Source organism: Pseudomonas fluorescens (genome assembly GCF_001623525.1).
In the GTDB taxonomy this organism is placed as follows: Bacteria; Pseudomonadota; Gammaproteobacteria; order Pseudomonadales; family Pseudomonadaceae; genus Aquipseudomonas; species Aquipseudomonas fluorescens_Q.
The window spans coordinates 1,974,585-1,994,240 of sequence record NZ_CP015225.1 but is presented as its reverse complement, the minus strand read 5'-3'; the positions used below and the strand labels follow the sequence as shown (position 1 = coordinate 1,994,240).

Sequence of the window (19,656 nt, the reverse complement as noted above, 5' to 3'; positions counted from 1 at the left end):
CCCGCAGGTTTCAGAAATCAACGGTGGCGGATAACAACAGCGTGCGCGGTGCGCCTTGGGAAAACGCGCCATAGGACGCGACCCCCGACCAATAGGCGCGGTCAAAGACGTTCTGCACCGTGGCGCGAAATGTCGTGGGCCGTTCGGCAATGCGCGTGGCATAGCGGGCACCGACGTCGAAGCGGGTCCAGGCATCCAGTTCCTGGGTGTTGGCCTGGTCGACGTACTGGCTGGCGGTGTAGATCGCGCCGCTGGTCAGTGTCAGCCCGTCGATGCCCGGGGTGTCCCACTCGGCCCAGAGGTTGGCCTGGACCTTGGGCACGCCCACCGGTGTATTGCCACGGTTGGCGGCCACGCTGGTGCGGGTCAGTTCCCCGTCGAGTAGCGTCACGCCACCGAGCAGGCGCGTGCCCTTGGCAATCTCGCCGGACAGGTTCAGTTCCACGCCACGGTTGCGTTGCTGGGCCTGGACCGAAAACACCCTGGACGACAATTCGCCGCTGGGTTTCTTGATCTGGAACAGCGCCAGCGTGGCCATGAAACGCTCGTAGTCGAGCTTGAGCCCGATCTCCTGCTGGCGGGAAATGTAGGGTGAAAAAACTTCGTCGGCGTTCGTGGCGGCAGCCGGTGCGATGTCGCCCTTGCTCAGGCCTTCGATGTAGTTGTAGTACAGCGCGACATGGTCCCAGGGTTTGGCGACGATACCGAGCAGTGGGGTGGTCTTGCTTTTGTCGTAGGACGGGGTGGCAACGGTGGTGTTGTAGTTGTCCGACTGGATGTTTTGCCGGCGCAATCCGAGGGTGAGTTGCAGGCGCTCATCGAGCACCGACAAGGTGTCGGCCAGGGCGACGCCCGACAGTTCGCTCTCGGAGATTTTTGGCGTGTGAGGTTCGGCGATGTTGGGCCTGGGTCGATCGACCGGGTGATAGATGTTCGAGAGGATAACGGGGCCGGAAACAATGCCCCGGGACAATTTATCGCGATAACGGCTGACTTGCAGCACCGCGCGGTGGCTGACCGGCCCGGTGTCGAAGCCCAGGCGTGCGCCGGCATCGACGGTGTAGCGTTGGACGTTGAATTTGTAATAACCGGGAACCGATGACGTGTCGCCGGCGGCGTTGATGATGGTCGGGGTCTGGTCGGACATGCGCTCGACCTCGGATTTTCCACCGCCAGCGTGGGCAAACAGGGTCAGTTGGTCGCTGAGGTCGTACTCGCCACTCAGCAACGCCGATTTGTCCCGGGCCCGGGAGCGCCCCCAGTCCTGGCTGACACTGGTGCGGCCGTTGGCGGCGGAGGGGATTTGCACGCCAGAGTCGATCAGGAAAGGGCGGGAGGCGGCGTCGAATTTTTCATCCTGGCTGATCAGGTCCAGGGTCATGCGCAGGCGATCCCCTTGGTAATCCAGGGACATGGCGCCGGTACCGACGTCTCGGGACTGCTTGTCGATGGCCGTGTCACCCTGCTGCAGGCTACCGTTGAGCCTGATCCCGAACCGGCGTTCCTCGCCAAAGCGCCGACTGACGTCGAGGTGGCCGCCCAGTTGCGAGTTCGTGGCGTAGCGGCTGGTGAAGCGGGTCAGGTCCTCGTCGAGGGCGCGCTTGGGGACCACGTTGATCACACCGCCCACGGCGCTGTTGGGCGACATGCCGTACAGCAGCGCGGCGGGGCCCTTGACCAGTTCGATGCGCTCGGCGTAATCGGTGAACACCCGGTAATTGGACGCCACGCCATACACACCGTCGAAAGCCAACTCACCGAGGTTGCCTTCCCCCAGCGGAAAACCGCGGATGAAGAACGAGTCGACGATGCCGCCCGCCTGGCCAGTGGAGCGCACCGAAGCGTCGCGTTCCAGCAAGTCGCCCACCGTGGTCGCCTGTTGATCCCTGATCATCGTCGAGGTGTAGCTGCTGATGCTGAATGGCGCCTCCATCACATCGGTGTTGCCCAGCAGGCCGAGGCGTGCGCCGCGGGCGACCTGGCCGTTGGCGTCGGTAGGTGGCAGGTCGGTGCTGCTTCTGCCCGTGGCGTCGACGCTGATCTGCGGCAGGGACACCCGGCGCAGCACCAGTGTGTAGCTGCCATCGTCGCGGGCAACCATCTCCACGCCGCTGTCGGCCAGTAGCTGGGTGAGTGCTTGCGCTGCCGGATAAGTGCCGGAAAGTCCCGGGCTGACCAGGCCCTCAGTGATCGAAGGCTGGAACGACAAGGCAATGCCGGCGGTTATCGCAAAGCTCGACAGGGCAGGGCCGAGCGGCCCCGGGGCGATGTCATAGGCGCGGGGGGCGACGGCTTCCAGTTGTGCGGGCACGGCGGCGAAGGCGAACGGCCCGGTGAACGTGCTCAACGCAAGGCTCAACAGCACACTGCGCATGACGGGCTTGGACGGACGATCCGGACGCAGGGGCCGCGCAACGAGCATGGATGGATGACCCTATGGACGAGATGAAATGGTTATTCCTTTCTTTGCCAGTTGAGATCAAAAAAAGTATCACCCGAGCAGCAAATAATTTTTGTGGGGTCAGGCCGGGGAGAGCGTCACCCAGTAACCGCTCAAATGACCGGTGAACAGGACCGGGTAGGTTTGCACCAGCATGTTGAGCGTGCGCTGGGTATCGCTGATGGGAAACGCGCCGGACACCCGCAGCTCGGCAATGGCCGGGTCGCACCGCACGAAGCCCCGGCGATAGCGCGCCAATTCGACGACAAAATCCGCCAGGCGCATCCTGTCGGCCATCAGCATGCCTTGGGTCCAGGCGCTGGCGTTGCGATCGGTCGGGGTCAACGGGCCGAAGGCTTGGGACGAGAAGTCGGTGCGCTGTCCGGCGTTGACGATGAGCGGCGCGGCCTGGCGAGCCTCGGTCAATTCAATCCGCACCGCGCCTTCGAGTACCGCCAGATGGGTGCGCGATGGCAGTTGGCGCACGATGAACCGCGTACCCAGGGCCTGCATCCGGCCCTCGCGGGTGCTGACCAGGAACGGTCGGGCCTGGGGTGAGGCATCCGGCGCGGTCTGCACCAGGACTTCCCCTTCGCGCACATGGAGGAGCCGCTGGCGGGTGTCGAACAGTACGTCGATGGCCGTGCCGGTATTGAGGGTGAGGTGAGAGCCGTCGGCCAGGGTCAACTCGCGGCGCTCGCCGATGGCGGTGCGGTAGTCGGCGGACCATTGCTGCGATTGCGCCAGTTTCCAACTGCCCCAACCGACAGGCACCGCTGCCAGCAGCAACGCCAGTTTGCCGAGGGCCGCGCGTCGTTCGGGGCTGCTTGGGCGATCCAGCGCCGACATCGCTAACGCTCGTGGCAAGCCGCCGAGCTTGCTTTGCAGCAATTGCGCACGAGACCAGGCCCGACCGCGCTCGGGGCTGCTGGCCCTCCAGCATTCCCATTCGGCGCGCTCGGTGTCACTGAGGTCGCTTTCGCTCAAGCGCATCAGCCATTCGGCGGCTTCTTCGAGGACCTTGGGGTCGAGCGGCGGCTCACTGCGACGGGTGAGCATTCATTCCACCAGCATCAAGCACTGCACGAATGCCTGCTTCATGTAGCGCTTGACCGTGATCAGCGAGACGTTCAGCTGTTGGGCGATGTCGTCGTATTTCAGGCCGCCGATCTGCGACAGCAGGAATGCCCGTTTGACCGGCGCCGGGAGGGTGTCGAGCATGGCGTCGATTTCGTGCAGGGTTTCCAGCACCAGAAAGCGCAACTCAGGGGACGGCACTTCCTCGGCCGGCAGATGCGCGAGCGCCTCCAGGTAGGCACGTTCCAGGGCCTTGCGCTGATACCAGTTGATGAGAATGCCCTTGGCCACGCAGCTCAGGTAGGCCCGGGGCTGGTCAATGGCCGTGACTTGGGAGGCGAGAATGCGCGTGAAGGTGTCTTGCGCCAGGTCCGCCGCATCCATGGCATTGCCCAGTTTCTTCTTCAGCGTGGCGTACAGCCAGCTGTGATGGCCGGCGTACAGATCTTCGATCACGCGCAGATGCTGGTCGTTGTTCGCGGGCAGGATTTCGCTCATGGCTGCGTTTTTTGCAATTGAGAAGTATTCCCAATGCTAAAGGACAACTTGCCCGCGACGCAAGCGGCATTCAGCAACCCTGTTTCAGCCACGCGCAAGGCCCGCGGGCCTATAACGCAATGCAATGATGGGGATCAGCGCCAGCACATAGGCCAGGCAAACGAACAGGTAGGTGTATTGCAACCCGTAGACCTGGCTGAGCAATCCACCGATCGAAATGCCCGCGATCGAAGCGAATTGCGTGGTGCCCTGGGCAATGCCCAGCACGTGGCCTTGTCGTGAGCTGTCGGCGGATTTCGAGATGAGGGCCATCAGCACTGGCGTGGTGGCACCCAGCAGCACGCCCCAGATGAAGTAGGCAATGACAAATACGATGACGTTGCGCGTGATCCCCGCCAGGGCGGTCAAGGCGACACAACCGAGCACGATGTAGAGGATGCGCTGCAAGGTTTGCTGTTGGGTATGGTGCTCGAAATAGCGCGACCAGGCCGTGGCCGACAGAATGAAACCCAGCGCCAGCAAGCCGTAGCACAGGCCGACGAGCGAGTTACTGACGACGAATACCGCGCTCACATACAAGGAGAATGACGTTTGCGGCAGCATCCGCGCCAACAGCAGAATGCCCATGACGCATAACAACGACAGCAACGACGATCCTTGCCAGATACTGTCGGTACGGCTCTTCGCTGCCGGGGCCTGGCTCGCCGAGGACCTCTTCACTGGCGGCACATTCGGCAAGGCCACGGCGGCCACCACCGTGCACACTGCGCACAACACCGAGGCGGTGAGGTTGATCCAGAAGAACGTGGCGTAGTCGAGGATCAGCCCCCCGACTATTGCGCCGAGCAGTGAGCCGACATTGGTGGATATTTGCAGAATCGCGAACAGCCTCGCTCGCCGCGATGGGGCTTCGATACTGACGCCGTAGGCCTGCGCCGGGGCGATGTATCCGGCAAAGGCGCCCTGCAAGAAGCGCAGGACCAGAATGATCCAGATATCGCTGCACAGCGCCAGCCCGAGCTGGGTCAGCGACAAGCCTGCCAGGGCGCGGATCATCATCCACTTATGGCCGTAGCGATCACCGATACGGCCCCAAAAGGTGCTGGTCAGCATGATGCCCAGCATCGGCCCGACATACACGGCAATGCTGGCGACGCTGAAAACCGACGCCGAGGACGTCAGCCCGCGCAGGTGAACCGGCCAAAATGGCCCGCTCATTTCCATCGCGCCCATCGAGATGAGCTGGATCGCGAACAGAAGATAAATCAGGACTCTGACGCTCGAACCCTGGACGACACCTGTGTGGGACATGATCAGCCTCGGTGGTTAAACGCCAGCAAGCGGGTAGCGCAGCGTGTGCTGCTGGCGATGACAGGGTCGGCAAGATGCCCGGCTGCGCGAGAGGTTGCAAGGTGTCGATACCGCAGCAGCGTCGGTATGCGTGAGTGCTTTGGCGCAGTCTGAAAAAATAATCCCCGGGAGGTGATACTTTTCCGCAGGTCGACTGGCAATAGGAGTGATTACCATTTTCTCTCGTTGAAAAGGATCCTTAAGCCATGTCTGTTGCACGTCGACCTTGTGGTGAGTCTGCGTTATCCGTCGCGATTCGTAGCGCCACGCTGAGTTTCATTCTGGTCGCAGGAAGCGCCACCGCCTGGGCGGCAACCCCCGAACAGGCGCCTGGCGCCGATAAGACCCTGGACGCCTCCAAGGACAACGGCCAAGGCTTGACCCTTGACGCCACCACCATCAGCGGCACCCACAACGACCCAGGCGCACTGCCGCCCGTGTTGGCCGGTGGTCAAGTGGCGCGCGGCGCACGCTTGGGGATGATGGGCAACAAGGACGTGATGGACACGCCGTTCAGCGTGACCAGCTACACCGAAAAGACCCTGGCCGACCTGCAAACCGTGACCGTGGCCGACGCCCTGCAACGAGACCCTTCGGTGCGCTCGACGGGCCAGGTGGGCGGCATCGTCGATTCGTTTTTCATCCGTGGTTTTCCCATCGGCGAGGGTAACCTCGGCGAGTTGGCCTACGACGGCGTATACGGCGTGGCACCCAACTACCGGGTGTTCACCGACTACGCCGAACGGGTCGAAGTGCTCAAGGGGCCGGGGGCGCTGATGTACGGCATGTCTCCGAACAGCGGGGTGGGCGGGGTGATCAATATCGTTCCCAAGCGTCCGTTGGACGAAGACCTGACGCGCTTTACCGGCAGCTACGCGTCCGACTCCCAAGTGGGCGGGCACCTGGATGTCAGCCGTCGATTCGGCTCGGAAAACCAGTTTGGCGTGCGCTTCAACGGCAGCCTCCAGGGTGGCGACACGGCCATCGACGACCAGGAACGAGAACTCGGCATCGGAGCTATCGCCCTGGATTATCGGGGCGAGCGTTTGCGCTTGAACCTCGACTTCATCAGCCAGAAAGAAAACTTTGACGGTGCCTCGCGGCCCTTCACCGTCGCGCGTGGCGTTGAAATTCCATCCGCCCCCAACGGTCGTACCAATGCATCACAGAAATGGGGCTGGTCGGACACCAAGGAACAGTCGGCGTTGCTGGGTGGCGAATACGACTTGACGGACGCGGTCACGGTGTTTGCCCACGCCGGTGGCGGTCGTTCGGACGTCAAGCGAATGTCCGACCAAGTGCCAGATATCATCAATAGTGCAGGCGATATCACCAACAGGCCGGGGTACTACAAATTCAATGTGGACCGTTCGACAGCCGACGTGGGGATCCGCGGGATATTCGATACCGGCCCTGTCAGCCACACGACCACGCTGATGGCGAGCACTTATCAGGATGAGCTGTCCCGGGGCATCAACCGGGGGGCAGATATCCCCTCGAACATTTATCACCCGGTGGACGTGCCCAAGCCAGCCATCAATGCACCCAAGGTGTCACGGGTTTCCGAGTCGCAATTGTCCGGTTTCGCCTTGACCGACACCTTGTCGGTACTGGATGACCGTCTGCAACTGTCCCTGGGGGTGCGCCGGCAGAAGGTCGAGTCACGCAATTACAGCGAGACGGGTTCGGTCAGTTCCCGTTATGACGACAGTGCCACGACCCCGATGGTCGGCGTGGTGGTCAAGCCCTGGGAGGACGTGTCGCTGTACTACAACTATGTCGAGGGGTTGAGTAAAGGTGACGTTGCGCCAGCCAACGCGAACAATCCTCTAGAAACATTCGCACCTTATGAATCCAAGCAGCACGAGATGGGCGTCAAGTACGAGCACGGCACGTTCATGACCACCTTGGCGCTGTTCCAGATCGAGAAGCCCAGTGGCGAACTCGGTGCGAACAATGTTTTCTCGGTACAGGCCGAACAGCGCAACCGTGGCGTGGAACTGAGCGTGTTCGGCGAAGTGGCCCCCGGCACCCGTTTGATGGGTGGCGTGACATTGCTCGATGGTGAGCTGACGGATTCCGCCACAGCGGCCAACCGTGGCAATAAGCCGGTGGGCGTGCCAGACGTGCAAGCCAACCTGTGGGCCGAATGGGACACCCCGTGGGTGGAAGGCTTTACCCTCACCAGTGGCGCGATCTACACCAGCAGCCAATACGTGAACCAGGCCAACACCCAGGAGCTGGATGCCTGGACCCGTTTCGATGCGGGCGCTCGCTACGCCACCAAGATCGAAGGTCGACCGACGACTTTCCGAGCCACGGTCCAAAATGTCTTTGACCGCGAATACTGGTCGGGTGTCGCCTCGTATGGGGCGTTCTCTCCAGGCTCTCCGCGCACATTGCAACTCTCGGCCACGGTCGATTTCTAAGAAGCGAGCAAGGGTGGCTCAAACCAAGGGCCACCTCCTCGTTTATAGCGGTCGATCAGAACTTTTTCGGCACGGGCAGGGGCCGGTCGATACAGTCATGGTCAGGAGCGCGCCGCGCAGGCAAGGGCACCAGCGACACCAATTCTTCTTCGACGATTTGATTGCTCATGGCCAATTCCAGTTCGGGGCAGTCAATGCTGAGCCAGTCACCGTGCTGGAGCGGCACATTCGCGGTGCGATGGCTCAAGCTGTGAAACACGTAATGAACCAGCCCGGGCTCGAGAAACTGCTCGTGTTTCTCCAAGAACTCTTCCGAGTATCGGCGCAGACTCTGCCAGCGATGCAAACTCATCCGGTGGTGACTTGCCGTCAAGGGTTGGCCGTCGCGTTCTATCTGGACATTGATGGCCAAGTCAGCCTGCAACTCCCCCACGATCAATGCCGGGGCAATCGCACAGGTGCGCAAGTGCGCATGCGTTGAAGAAATGGCGTCACGACTGTGCAATACATGATCGTGAATATCGTTACCCAGGGTAAAACCAATGAAGCGCAGCGCACCAAACGGGTCGACCCAATAGAGGCAGACAATGCACGGCTCGCTACTGATGCTTTGTGAATGATAGGGCACCTGCAAAGGGTCGCCGTCGGTCTTGAGCAGTCGGCCGTTACCTTTGTAATACCAGGCTTGTTCTGTCTTGGCGGTACAGAGCGTGATTTCGCTGATCTGGACCAACAAGTTGTTATCGGGCTTGAGCGGCGGTCGGTATTTCACCGCCGCAGGCGTAAGCGGGTAGGGCGTGGACGGCAGGTCCTTGAGATAAGACTCCCAGTCCATATTCCGATCCGCGCAATGGGCCAGGGCTTCATAAAGATTTCCCTGGGGGGGACGCACCTCCCGGCTTTGCCCGGACTTGAAGTCAAATACGCCAAGGCCTCCTCGCGGCACTGGAGAGTCCAGCAACATTACATAGTGGGTCATTACTTATCCTCCAGGGTCAAGCGTGCGGACAGGGGGGCGTAGTCCTTGAGTCCGTTGAACGCCGGGTTTGCCTCTTTGAGCCGTAAGGACAGCAAGCCCCCCGTGATGCTTCCGGCCAGTGCCAGGAACAGAATCGCGGTAAGTCCCCACGTCATGGCGATGTAGCCGGCGACGACAGGGGCGACGCCCCCTCCAAGAATCTCTCCGCAGCCCACCACCAGGCCCGTCGCGGTGGCCAATAAACTGGGTGGCACTGATTCGCTGGTCAGTGGACCGACCGTCATGCAGATCAGGCTGAAGTTGATAAAGGACAAGAAAAATAATTGAAGGAACAGTAGCCAGGGCAACGGTGGGCTGATGATCAACAAACCCACCAACAGGGCGCTGATCATGAAGCAGATGGAGACCACGGGCTTGCGACCCAGTTGGTCGGACAAGCCGGGAATGACCAGTTGGCCAAAAAAACCACCCAGGCCAATTGCAGAAATGATCATGGCCATGGAGAAATTGCTCAGGTGCAGAATGTCTGTCAGGTAGCTAGGGAGCAGGGCGCACAGAACGAACTGGCACGTCAGTATGCAGAGCATCAAGGCAATATTGAGCCGCACATTCCCGCAGGACAGGGCCGTCCTCCACTGGCTTTTGGAGGTATGTGCCATCGACTCCGTGCAGGGCGCCTGGGTCGGTTGGTAGGTTCTATAGAGGTACCAGGCCATTAACAGGCCGGGTAACGAAATGATGGCGAATACGGCGCGCCAGGATCCGGACATTTCCAGCAATACACCCGCCAGCAGCGGTCCGAGGCACAGGCCGATGATGGGGAACAAGGCCTGTTGAATCCCTAGATTGAGTCCGCGCCGGGAAGGCTGCGAGACTTCATCGGTGACAATGATACTGACCGGAGTGAAGGCCCCTTCGCAGACGCCCATCAAGGCGCGCAAGAGCACCAGGCCCACCAGGCCGGTGATCAATGCAGACGCACCGGCCAGAATCGATAGCAAGGTGATCGACAGCACCAGCAACTTCTTGGGGCCCAGTAGCCTGATGGCGGCGCCCATGAACAGGGCAGAGCCTCCCCATGCAAATGCCAGGATGGCCGACAACATGCTCAAGTCCTGATAGTCCAGGGCCAAGTCACGCATGATCACCGGGAACAGCGGCATGATAATGAACCTGTCCAGTCCTACCAGCCCGAAGCTCAGTGACAGAAGCGTGATCATGCGTCTTTCATAGCCGCCCCAAGGTCGAGCGACCAGATACTTCATCTCCATGTTCTTTTCCTTCTTTCCCTAGCGCTTTCGAAGCCCTCTTGAGCGAGGTGAACGCCTGCGATCCATACTCCGGCAGCCAGGGGCAGGTGTGCCCCTGGCTGCCGGTGTTTTATCGGATCTGTCAGGCGACCCACTTGCCCACGGCCATTTCAGCGGTGAAGCCGGGGCCGAAGGCCGCCAGCATGCCAGTCGCGCCATCGACAAGCCCGCTGTCAAACTGGCGCTTGAGCACATCGAAGACCACCACGCTGGCGATGTTCCCGGCTTCGCTCAAACTGTCGCGAGACTGCGCGACCCGGCCGGGTTCCAGGTCCAGTTGCAGGACCAGTTCATCAAGAATTTTCCGTCCGCCGGTATGGAAGATGAAAAAGTCATTTTGAGCGCAATGTTGATTGAAGGTCTCGTAGTTCAATTCCTCCATCATTGGTGCGACATCTTTAATGGAGTTCATGACGGCCTTGTCCAGGGTAAAGTGAAAGCCACTGTCCTTGACGTCATATTTGATGTAGTGCTCGCTATCAGGCAGGAAGTAAGACCCGGTCTTGGCGATCTTGAAACCAGGCGCCTTGTCATCGGCGCGCATGACGCAGGCCGATACGGCATCGCCGAATAACGCCGCCGATATGAACGCGTGCAACTTGGTGTCCTGGGGTTGATAGCAGAGCGACGAGAACTCCAGGGAGACGATGAGGACATGGTTGTCCGGCGCCAGGCTGGCAAAATCATTGGCTCGATTGATCGCCGCAGCGCCTGCCACGCAGCCCAATTGAGCGATGGGCAGTTGTACGGTCGACGTTCGCAGGCCCAGGTCATTGATCAAGTGGGCCGTGAGCGAGGGCATCATGAAACCGGTGCACGATGTCACAGCGACCATGCGAATGTCGTCGATGGTCAGCCCGGCATTTTCAATGGCTTGGCGCGCCGCGATGGATGACATGCGGCGGGCTTCGCGCTCATAAACGATGCTGCGGTGGGTGAAGCCAGTGTGCACCGCCAGTTCATCGATAGGCAGGACCAAGTGCCGTTCGTTCACCTGTGTGTTTTGAATCATTCGTTTGGCAAGTGCCATTCGTGGATGATCATCATGCAACTGCTCTAGATGCTCGATCATTTGTTGCTGGGTGATCTTGTATTGCGGAAACAACAGACTGGGTTTGCAAAGAGTAGACATGACAAGTCCTCGGCTAGAAGCCAATAAAGTTAGAAGCACATTTAAGGCAATGACTGCAAAGCAGGACTCTGAAAGACAGAATCAAAGCAGCGGGCTGGGGAGCCAAAAAACTTGACTGTTGTTATCGAAAGAGCGGGTGTAGCGGACGCCTTGTTTGTTATTTCACCAATACAAACTTATAGGCATATTGCCAGGCCAAGTTGCTTTCCCGGACATGTTTGCGAATAACCATACGCACGGGCGCACCGCTGACGACTTGCCGGGGATCGGTGACATCTACGATTTCCGAGGCAATCACCAAGCCATCATCCAGACGCACCATCGCCATGAAGCGGGGCACGGTTTCGCCATAGCCCATGGCTGCCAGTATCGGATTCTCGGCATGGGCGCTGACTTGGATCGTGCCGGTGCGTGCGCAGCGATACGGTTCCACATTCAACGAATTGCACGCGCCGCAAACGGTGCGCCGAGGGAAGAAAATTTCTTCGCAATCCTGGCAACGGCTGCCTTCGAGACGGTATTTGCCGCCATGCTCGCGCCATTCGCGCAACATGCTGGCGGTGGTCATGCGGTGAATCTGTTCAGGGTAAAGGGACATGGTCGGCTCCTTAATCGTTGGAAAGCACAATGACACTGTTGTGCGCGGCGTAACCGCCCAGGTTTTGCGAGACACCAATACGGGCGCCTTTGACTTGGTTGTTGGACTCGCCGCGAAGCTGTCGGAACAATTCAGTAATGTGCAAAATCCCATCGCAACCGGAGGCGTGGCCGCGTCCGATGTTGCCGCCGTCAGTGTTCAGGGGAAGTTGCCCATCAAGAGCTATGCCGCCTTCCAATACGAAGTCGCCTGCCTGGCCTGGACCACATACACCCATGGACTCCATTTGAATCAACCCGGCACCCAGCAAGTCGTAGACTTGCGCCACATCGATATCCTTTGCAGTGATGCCGGCTTTTTTGTAGGCGATTTCTGCGCAGGCCATCGAGTTGGCGGAAACTGCCATGCCTACATCTTTTGGCAGCCCCGGAAATTGCAACGTCGGGTTGTGATAACGCGTGCCGAAATAGTGCGATACACCGGTGTAGGCACAGCCGCGGATAAATACCGGTTGGGTCGTGTAACGGTGCGCAAGGTGTTCGGCAACCAGGATGGCGCAACCGCTGGCTTCGCCCCAGGCCAACATCGAGCCACACGCTTCGCTACTCTTGAGCGCTTCAAGGGATGGAATCGGCACGCCATAGCGGGTGGCGGTGGGGGTGTTATGGGCATAGATACGCATCTGCCGCCCAAAGGTTGCCAATACATCCGCTTCGCGTCCTGCATAACCGAACTTTTCAAAATACTCGGCGGTCGCCAGGGCGAAGGCGTCTGTGTGTGAGATGCCTAGAAAATAATCGTATTCACATTCGGTGCTGGAGCCAATGTACTCGGCGTAGTTGATGTGGTCGGTCATTTTTTCGAAACCGCCACACAGGACGATGTCGTATTCACCTGAGGCGACCATTTGGTGAGCCATCTGGAAAGACACCGAACTACTCGTGCAGTTGGCAGTACTCATGAACGTGGGGGCAGGGCTGATACCCAAGGCATCGGAAATGGTCGGGCCCAGGCCTCCGTATTCAGAAATGCCTTCACCGTGGTAGCCATAGGCAACAGCCTGGAGTTCGCGGGGATGCATCTTGATGGCGTTGAGTGCTTGGTAAGCGGACTCGACGATCATCTCCTTGAACGTCTGGCGAACTCTGGAACTGCCGGGCTTAGGGGTATAGGCAGCCGAAACGATAGCAACGCGTCGTGCGCTCATAAAAAGTGCTCCTTGCTGGATGAATTGGAATCAGAGATAGGCCGTCAGGGCGTAGTCGGGCCGCAAGTATTTGAACTCGTACTTGATCGACGTCCCGTAATCCACGTAGTACTTATCCTCCAGCAGCGTGCGCAGCGGAACGTTGGTCTTTTGATAGGCTTCGATGGCATCGGTGACGGTCAAGGCAATGGCATCGCTGCCCGCACCAAACCCATAGGAAACCACCAGGATTCGTTCACCGGGACGCGCTTGATCGAGGACGTTGACCAAGCCCAGCAAAGGGCTTGCTGCCCCAGCATCGCCGACACTCTGGGCATAGATGCCAGGTTCGATTTGCGCCGTCGTGAATCCCAGGTGCTTGCCGAGAGAGTAGGGGGTTGAAACCAGGTTCTGTTGGAAGACGACATAATCGAAATCACCGGCCTGCGCATGGATCTTGGCCATCAATCCCGAGGCAGCACGGCGAGTCTGGTCTTCCAGGCCGATGCTGTTCTTGTCCGAGCCCAATCCCATTCCCGACCGGATATAGCGGTCCCCTTGAGGCCTGATGTTGTCAGCGACATCCGCCGCGCAAGAAAAACTTGCGTCAAAATGCGCGATCACATTTTCGGTACCCAACAGCAGGGCAGCGGCGCCCGCTCCGGCGTAGGACTCTGTCAAATCACCGGGGGCGGTGTTGCGGTTGATCGTATCGGCGCCCACTGCCAACGCGTTGCCCACCATGCCCGATGCTACCAAGGCGTATGCAATCTGAAGGGCGCTGGTGCCGGATTTGCCGGCAAACTGCACGTCTGCGCAAAAGGCGTCATAGCCGCAGCCAAGCATTTCCAGGATGATCGCGGCCGAGGCCCGGGAGTCATATGGATTGGTGCAGGTGCCAAGATAAAGCGCTTCAAGGGGACAAGGCGGCGCTTTGTCCAGTGCACGTTGGGCGGCGAGGACGCCCAAGGTAATGACGTCTTCATCAGGTTGCAGCACAGCCCTTTCAAGGACGCCCAATTGACCCTTTACCAAGCTCAAATCGGTGTTTTTCCACACCTGGATCACGTCGTCCACCTTGAGCCGGCAGACCGGGATGCCCGCGCCATAGCTCACAATTCCTACTTTATTCATGTGTACTTCCTCCAGATTCCGTTCTTTCACCTGCTGGCAGAAAGCCGTGACAGGCGCATGAAATATTTAGAAACTATCTATTGGTGCTCGCAAAGTGATAAATGGCGGTCCCATGCCCCGTAAATCGGCGGGTCCAAGCAGCAGAACCTACCGGTCAACCTATGAACAATAGGTTTGTTTTCGTGCAATCATTATGTATGATACGAAACGTACCGTATCGTTAAGGTGTCGTTAAAAATTTATGACTCTCCTTCTCATATCTCCCTATTTAGAGGTAATAAGCGCTCAAGAGACCCCCTGCTAAGCCGAAGCTGAGATCATATAAATATACAAAACGAAACGATCCGTTTCATTGCTTTTCGAGAGAATCCTATACCCTGAGTCTCTTTTGTCAAGCGCCATATTGGAGATTTTGATTTATGGCCCGTAAACCATCTCGGAGCTCCATTGGCTCATTGAGGAGCCCTCACACGCACAAAGCGATCATCATTTCTGCCATAGAAACACTTAAAGAGTGCGGTTACTCGGGGTTGAGCATCGAGGCGGTGGCCCGCCGCGCTGGCGCGAGCAAACCGACAATCTACCGGTGGTGGGGTAACAAGGCAGCCTTGATCGCCGAGGTCTACGAGAGTGAAAGCGAGCAGATTCGCAAAGAGCCTGATAAAGGCACTTTCAAGGAGAACCTCAATTTCTTGCTGCTCAATCTCTGGAAGGTCTGGCGAGAAACGATTTGCGGGGAGGCTTTTCGATGCGTCATTGCTGAGGCCCAGCTCGATCCCAGCACGCTGCCCAAGCTGAAAGACGAGTTCATGGAGCGGCGTAGGGAGTTGCCTCGCAAGCTGGTGGAAAAAGCTATTCAGCAGGGCGAGCTGCCCAAGGATACATCGCGTGAATTGCTCTTGGACATGATCTTTGGGTTTTGCTGGTACCGGCTGTTGACCGAGCAGTTGGAGGTGGAAGCAGATATCAATGAGTTCACGACACTGCTGATGAACGGGGTACTGCGCCCGACTTCGGCGGCGGTTCAAGACGCCGCCGAAGCCTGATTATCGGGAGGGGTTGGGCTTATTTCGCGCCGCTGAATCGTGCATGAAGGCTCGGCAGGATGCTGGCCAGGTGGTTGAACTCACACAAGTCATGCACCGCAAATTCATAAGCCAGGGTTTCCAGCTCCACTTCTCCCAAGCCGTTTTCTTCCAGTAGCTGGGCGGCGCGCTCGGCGCCTGGAAAACGCTGCATGGCGGGGTGGCTGCCGACCCAGTAACGGCTCGTCAGGTACAAACCCTCCGGGCATTCCTTGAACAAGTGCGCCATCAGCGACACCGGTACTTGCGGTTCGTGGGCCAGGCTCATCAAGGCGCTGACACTGCCGTCTATTTTGGATTCGCGGTAAAGATCCGGGCAGAAGCCCAGCTCGCAGGGGTCCCTGAAATCAATGTGCAGGTGCATGAGGCGGTCACCGACGTACTCGGAGGCGCAGAAGGTATTGCCGTACAAGCGCTCCTCGAAGGTCAGGGTATCGTCCAGGAGACGCTCGTGATGAACGCAGGGGTTTTCCACGTGGGCATAAGGAAACCACAGGGTGTAGCGTTCAGCCTCCAGTGGATGCCACATGAACCACCACTTGAGCATCTGCGCGGTGCAGTTGGGAAAAAACTTGCGACTTTGCACATAGGCCATCGGCCCCGGCAGCAGGGCGTATCCGGCCTCTTCGCTAATGAAATCAGCGGCGAGCATGCGGTTAAGGTCTTCAACGCTGGGCGTCAAGGCGTCAGCCAAGGGCATGGGGCCTTGCTGTATTTTTTCGACGGCACTGAGCGGCACGCTGATTTTCGAGCGGAAAAAGTCGGCGTAGGGTTTGCCTTGGATGGCCCGCTGATTGGCCAGGAACTGCTTCTGCATGGGCAATGAGAAGTAGGTGAAAGGTGTCATTACGCGCGCTTCCATGACGGTATTTCCTTGATAGTGCGCGAAAAGCCCGGAGCATCGGCTGCGAAGTCCTCGCGCGGTGTTGTAAAGGGACAATGACGGGACCAAAATAGGTAGGCTGAAATAAAAAGTCAAATTTGAATTAGAACTATAAAGAGATGAGCTCATGGACAATGCCATTGGCAAGCCTTCCCTGCCTCGTGCTTCGCGGCTCGATGGGCAGGCAACGCGGCTGCAGATTCTGGAAAAAGCGGGTGAATTGTTTGCCGAACAGGGATTGGCCAACACCACCAGCAAGCAGATTTGCGAACGCTCGCAAGCCAACAGTGCGGCGGTGAATTATCACTTCGTAAACAAAGAGGGTCTGTACCGCGCGGTATTGCTCGAAGCCCACGCTCGGTTGGTGCGGATGGAAACTCTGGTTTCGCTTAACGAGCGGCCCGGTTCGCCGCAAGACAAATTACGTGCCCTCATCACCGTGCTGGTCGAGCGCCTGCACGACCATCCGGATGGCTGGGCGCTGAAAGTGCTCACGCGCGAAGTGCTTTCGCCTTCTCCCGAGTTTGAGGTGGTACTCAAGGAGCAGTCGTTTCCCAAGGCGCACATTCTGCGTGGCTTGCTTGGGCAAATCATGAACTTGCCAGCGGATCACCCGACAACGTTGCGCAGCGCCATCAGTGTCTTCGCCCCCTGTCTTTTCTTGCTTATAGCCCATCAGCCGTTAAAGCAGCATGTGCTGCAAGGGTTGAGTCTCGAGCCGCAGGGTTTGATCGACCACATGATGAGCTATGCCCTTGGTGGGCTCCAGGCAGTGGCCGCGACTGCGCACGACGCTGCAAACTGACGCGGGGTCCATGGTTATGGGGGGCTACCGTTGGCGCGAGTCCAATGAGTAGGCACCGCCGCCGCGCGCGACGATGTAGAGGGCAAGAAACCCCATCAGCACAGGAAACTCGATGCCTCGATCTATCCAGGGCCATGTCGGCCCCAGCGCATAGCTGATTGCAACCATCTCAATGGCGATCAGCAGGGCGACGAGTCGTGTGCCGAGCCCTATCGCCAACATGAGCGCGCCGACCGTCTCCAGCAGCATGACCAGGAAGGCAAGCTGTGCCGCGAAAGGCAGTTCCATCACGTTCTGGATGAGGTTGATCGAGGCGGCCATTGGATCCGCCATCGAACCGTGGGAAATGCGCAGAACCTTTGGCAAACCGTGGGTCAGCAGGACCCCGGCGAAGATGATCCGCAGCAAGGCGTACAGGGGCGCTTCAACGCGGGCGACTCGTTCAGTCGCAGCGGCTAACACGTGGCGCAGCGACGATAAGACTTGAGTGGTCATGGGGAATCCCTGGCAGGGTTGCTTGAAGCGCTGACGCATGAATTCGATAGCGACCCCTGCACTGTGCAAGGGGCGATACCTCTGCGAATACTCCCTAGGCGCTATTGCCCTTTGGCGGGCAGGCCCATCTTCGCCAGCGTCAGCGTTTCATCGGCGCGCCCCCATCCGCCGTCTGCAACCTCTTCGACAAGGACCATGGTGAACGGACGAACGCCCTCGCCGAAGTACTCGACGAACATCTCTGTGGTGCGATGGATGATCTCTTCTTTGCGGGCGTGGTCCAGGATTCCTTCGGGGAATTTGTAGTTGGCAAATGGCATGGATCGACTCCGTGGTGTAGGAAAGATTCGGTAGGGTCAACAACCCAAGCGCATCTTTCCCCTTTAGGTCCATGGAATAAATCCCTCTGGATTGTCATCAGCATTCAACGTGCGTGAACAATCGGCCCCTCGGCTCAGTGCGAGTGACGCGGTTCACCACTGCGGGCAATCACGCGCAGATGCAACGTCGCCGGCTCCAGGCAGCCTCCTGTGGAAAGCTGTCCCACCAGTTGCCGGTACAGCTCCTGCCAAGGTGTTTGCGAGGGTGGGATATTCGGTATCCATTCGCGGCGACGCTGGGCCATCTCGGCGTCGTCGATCAGCAGGTTCACGGTGCGTGTGTTCAGGTCCACTTTCAGCCGGTCGTTGGTTTTCAGCAACGCCAGGCCGCCGCCCACGGCCGCTTCCGGGGACATGTTGAGGATCGACGGGCTCGCCGAAGTGCCGCTCTGACGTCCATCGCCGAGGCAGGGCAGGGAGTCGATGCCTTGCTTGATCAGCGCCGCCGGCGGGGCCATGTTCACCACTTCGGCGCTGCCGGGGTAGCCCACGGTGCCAACGCCACGGATCACCAAAATGCAGCGCTCGTCGATGTCCAGCGCCGGGTCGTCGATCCGCGCGTGATAGTCCTCCGGTCCTTCGAATACGATGGCCCGGGCTTCAAAGCTATTCTCGGCGCCGGGCTCGGACAGGTAGGTCTTGCGAAACGCCTCGCCCACCACCGACATCTTCATGATCGCGCTGTCGAAGAAGTTGCCGCTGAGCACGATGAAGCCGGCCCGGTGCTTGAGCGGGGTATCGAAGGGATGGATCACATCGGTGTTGCTGGTCAGGCTGTTGCTGACGATTTCACCGATGGTCTTGCCGCTGACCGTGGCGCAGTCTTCATGCAGGCGCCCGGCTTTTTGCAGTTCATGCATGACCGAGGGCACGCCTCCGGCCCGATGGAAACCCTCGCCCAGGTACTTGCCCGCCGGCATGCAATTGACCAGCAGCGGCACGTCCTCGCCAATCCGTTGCCAGTCCTCCAGGCTCAGCTCGACGCCCATGTGCCGGGCGATGGCGATCAAGTGCGGCGGGCAGTTGCTCGAAGCGCCGAGTGCCGAGGCGACGGCGATGGCGTTCTCGAAGGCCTGGCGGGTCATGATCTGTGACGGACGAATGTCTTGCCGCACCAGGTCGCAGATGCGCTTGCCGGTGGCATAAGCCATTTGCCCGCGCTCGCGATAGGGCGCCGGAATGCTCGCGCAACCGGGCAGCGACATGCCCAGGGCTTCGGCCAGGGCGTTCATCGACAAGGCGGTGCCCATGGTATTGCAGTGACCCACCGACGGCGATGCCGCAGTGGTCATTTCCATGAAGCCTTCGTAGTCGATCTCGCCGGCGGCCATCAGGTTGCGTGCATGCCAGAGTACGGTGCCGGAGCCGATCAGTTCGCCCTTGTGGTGGCCGTCGAGCATCGGCCCGCCGGACAGGACAATGGCCGGCAGATCGGTGGTCGCCGCGGCCATCAGGCAGGCCGGGGTGGTCTTGTCGCAGCCGGTGGTGAGCACCACGCCGTCCAATGGGTAACCGTGAAGAATCTCCACCAGCCCCAGGTACGCCAGGTTGCGGTCGAGTGCGGCGGTGGGGCGACGCGACTGTTCGGCGATCGGGTGCACCGGGAATTCCATGGGAATGCCGCCGGCATCACGGATACCGGCCTTGACCCGTTGGGCCAGTTCCAAGTGATGACGGTTGCAGGGCGTCAGGTCGCTGCCGGTCTGGGCGATGCCGATGATCGGGCGTCCCGACTGCAGTTCTTCGCGGGTCATGCCGTAGTTCATGTAGCGTTCGACATACAGGGCGGTCATGTCCGCGTGAGCCGGGTCATTGAACCATTGTTCGCTGCGCAGGCGGTGTTTTGGCGTGTCACTCATGATTCATTTCTCTCTT

Annotated in this window: 17 protein-coding genes; 3 read left to right on the top strand and 14 right to left on the bottom strand. The window is 59.4% G+C overall.

All coding sequences use genetic code 11. From position 1 onward, the window contains the following. Positions 1 to 10 precede the first annotated feature (10 nt). The 4 genes from TK06_RS08455 to TK06_RS08440 all read right to left on the bottom strand — a co-directional run bounded on the left by TK06_RS08455 (position 11) and on the right by TK06_RS08440 (position 5,326). Entirely contained in the window at positions 11 to 2,422 is a 2,412-nt protein-coding gene (locus TK06_RS08455) for a TonB-dependent receptor (protein WP_063321698.1), read from the bottom strand. 99 nt (positions 2,423 to 2,521) lie between these two features. Beyond that, positions 2,522 to 3,499, bottom strand: a complete 978-nt coding sequence (locus TK06_RS08450; protein WP_063321697.1) for a FecR domain-containing protein — start codon at positions 3,497 to 3,499, stop codon at positions 2,522 to 2,524. Then, positions 3,500 to 4,015: a sigma-70 family RNA polymerase sigma factor gene (locus TK06_RS08445; RefSeq protein WP_063321696.1), complete on the bottom strand. Its 516-nt coding sequence runs from the start codon at positions 4,013 to 4,015 to the stop codon at positions 3,500 to 3,502. 84 nt (positions 4,016 to 4,099) lie between these two features. Beyond that, entirely contained in the window at positions 4,100 to 5,326 is a 1,227-nt protein-coding gene (locus TK06_RS08440; RefSeq protein WP_063321695.1) for an MFS transporter, read from the bottom strand. Positions 5,327 to 5,571: 245 nt separating this feature from the next. Between TK06_RS08440 and TK06_RS08435 the strand changes: the two genes are divergently transcribed. Then, positions 5,572 to 7,794, top strand: a complete 2,223-nt coding sequence (locus tag TK06_RS08435; protein WP_063321694.1) for a TonB-dependent receptor — start codon at positions 5,572 to 5,574, stop codon at positions 7,792 to 7,794. Positions 7,795 to 7,849: 55 nt separating this feature from the next. Here the strand turns inward: TK06_RS08435 and TK06_RS08430 are convergent, their stop codons facing one another. The 6 genes from TK06_RS08430 to TK06_RS08405 form a co-directional block, all read right to left on the bottom strand. Next, on the bottom strand, positions 7,850 to 8,773 hold the full coding sequence (locus TK06_RS08430; protein WP_063321693.1) for a hypothetical protein: 924 nt from the start codon (positions 8,771 to 8,773) through the stop codon (positions 7,850 to 7,852). Further along, complete coding sequence (locus tag TK06_RS08425) at positions 8,773 to 10,038, bottom strand: MFS transporter (RefSeq protein WP_063325106.1); 1,266 nt, start codon at positions 10,036 to 10,038, stop codon at positions 8,773 to 8,775. Before TK06_RS08425 ends, TK06_RS08430 begins: the two co-directional genes overlap by 1 nt. Before the next feature lie 127 nt (positions 10,039 to 10,165). Continuing rightward, a complete protein-coding gene (locus TK06_RS08420; protein ID WP_063321692.1) occupies positions 10,166 to 11,215 on the bottom strand; it encodes a type III polyketide synthase in 1,050 nt (349 codons plus the stop codon). 157 nt (positions 11,216 to 11,372) lie between these two features. Next, positions 11,373 to 11,813, bottom strand: a complete 441-nt coding sequence (locus TK06_RS08415) for a Zn-ribbon domain-containing OB-fold protein (protein WP_013693033.1) — start codon at positions 11,811 to 11,813, stop codon at positions 11,373 to 11,375. Between the two features lie 10 nt (positions 11,814 to 11,823). Continuing rightward, entirely contained in the window at positions 11,824 to 13,020 is a 1,197-nt protein-coding gene (locus TK06_RS08410; protein ID WP_057447984.1) for a thiolase family protein, read from the bottom strand. A 30-nt stretch (positions 13,021 to 13,050) separates the two neighbouring features. Further along, complete coding sequence (locus tag TK06_RS08405; protein ID WP_058542730.1) at positions 13,051 to 14,133, bottom strand: hydroxymethylglutaryl-CoA synthase; 1,083 nt, start codon at positions 14,131 to 14,133, stop codon at positions 13,051 to 13,053. A gap of 419 nt (positions 14,134 to 14,552) precedes the next feature. Here TK06_RS08405 and TK06_RS08400 point away from each other — a divergent pair, with 419 nt between their 5' ends. Beyond that, positions 14,553 to 15,179, top strand: coding sequence for a TetR/AcrR family transcriptional regulator (locus TK06_RS08400; RefSeq protein WP_063321691.1), 627 nt, complete (start codon positions 14,553 to 14,555; stop codon positions 15,177 to 15,179). A gap of 19 nt (positions 15,180 to 15,198) precedes the next feature. Here the strand turns inward: TK06_RS08400 and phlG are convergent, their stop codons facing one another. Further along, positions 15,199 to 16,080, bottom strand: a complete 882-nt coding sequence (gene phlG, locus TK06_RS08395; RefSeq protein ID WP_063321690.1) for a 2,4-diacetylphloroglucinol hydrolase — start codon at positions 16,078 to 16,080, stop codon at positions 15,199 to 15,201. A 148-nt stretch (positions 16,081 to 16,228) separates the two neighbouring features. Between phlG and TK06_RS08390 the strand changes: the two genes are divergently transcribed. Continuing rightward, a complete protein-coding gene (locus tag TK06_RS08390) occupies positions 16,229 to 16,906 on the top strand; it encodes a TetR/AcrR family transcriptional regulator (RefSeq protein WP_063321689.1) in 678 nt (225 codons plus the stop codon). Positions 16,907 to 16,930: 24 nt separating this feature from the next. Here the strand turns inward: TK06_RS08390 and TK06_RS08385 are convergent, their stop codons facing one another. The 3 genes from TK06_RS08385 to TK06_RS08375 form a co-directional block, all read right to left on the bottom strand. Beyond that, positions 16,931 to 17,401, bottom strand: a complete 471-nt coding sequence (locus TK06_RS08385; RefSeq protein ID WP_063321688.1) for a DoxX family protein — start codon at positions 17,399 to 17,401, stop codon at positions 16,931 to 16,933. 101 nt (positions 17,402 to 17,502) lie between these two features. Further along, entirely contained in the window at positions 17,503 to 17,721 is a 219-nt protein-coding gene (locus TK06_RS08380; RefSeq protein ID WP_003200762.1) for a tautomerase family protein, read from the bottom strand. Between the two features lie 134 nt (positions 17,722 to 17,855). Continuing rightward, positions 17,856 to 19,640, bottom strand: coding sequence for an IlvD/Edd family dehydratase (locus TK06_RS08375; RefSeq protein ID WP_063321687.1), 1,785 nt, complete (start codon positions 19,638 to 19,640; stop codon positions 17,856 to 17,858). Positions 19,641 to 19,656: the final 16 nt, after the last annotated feature.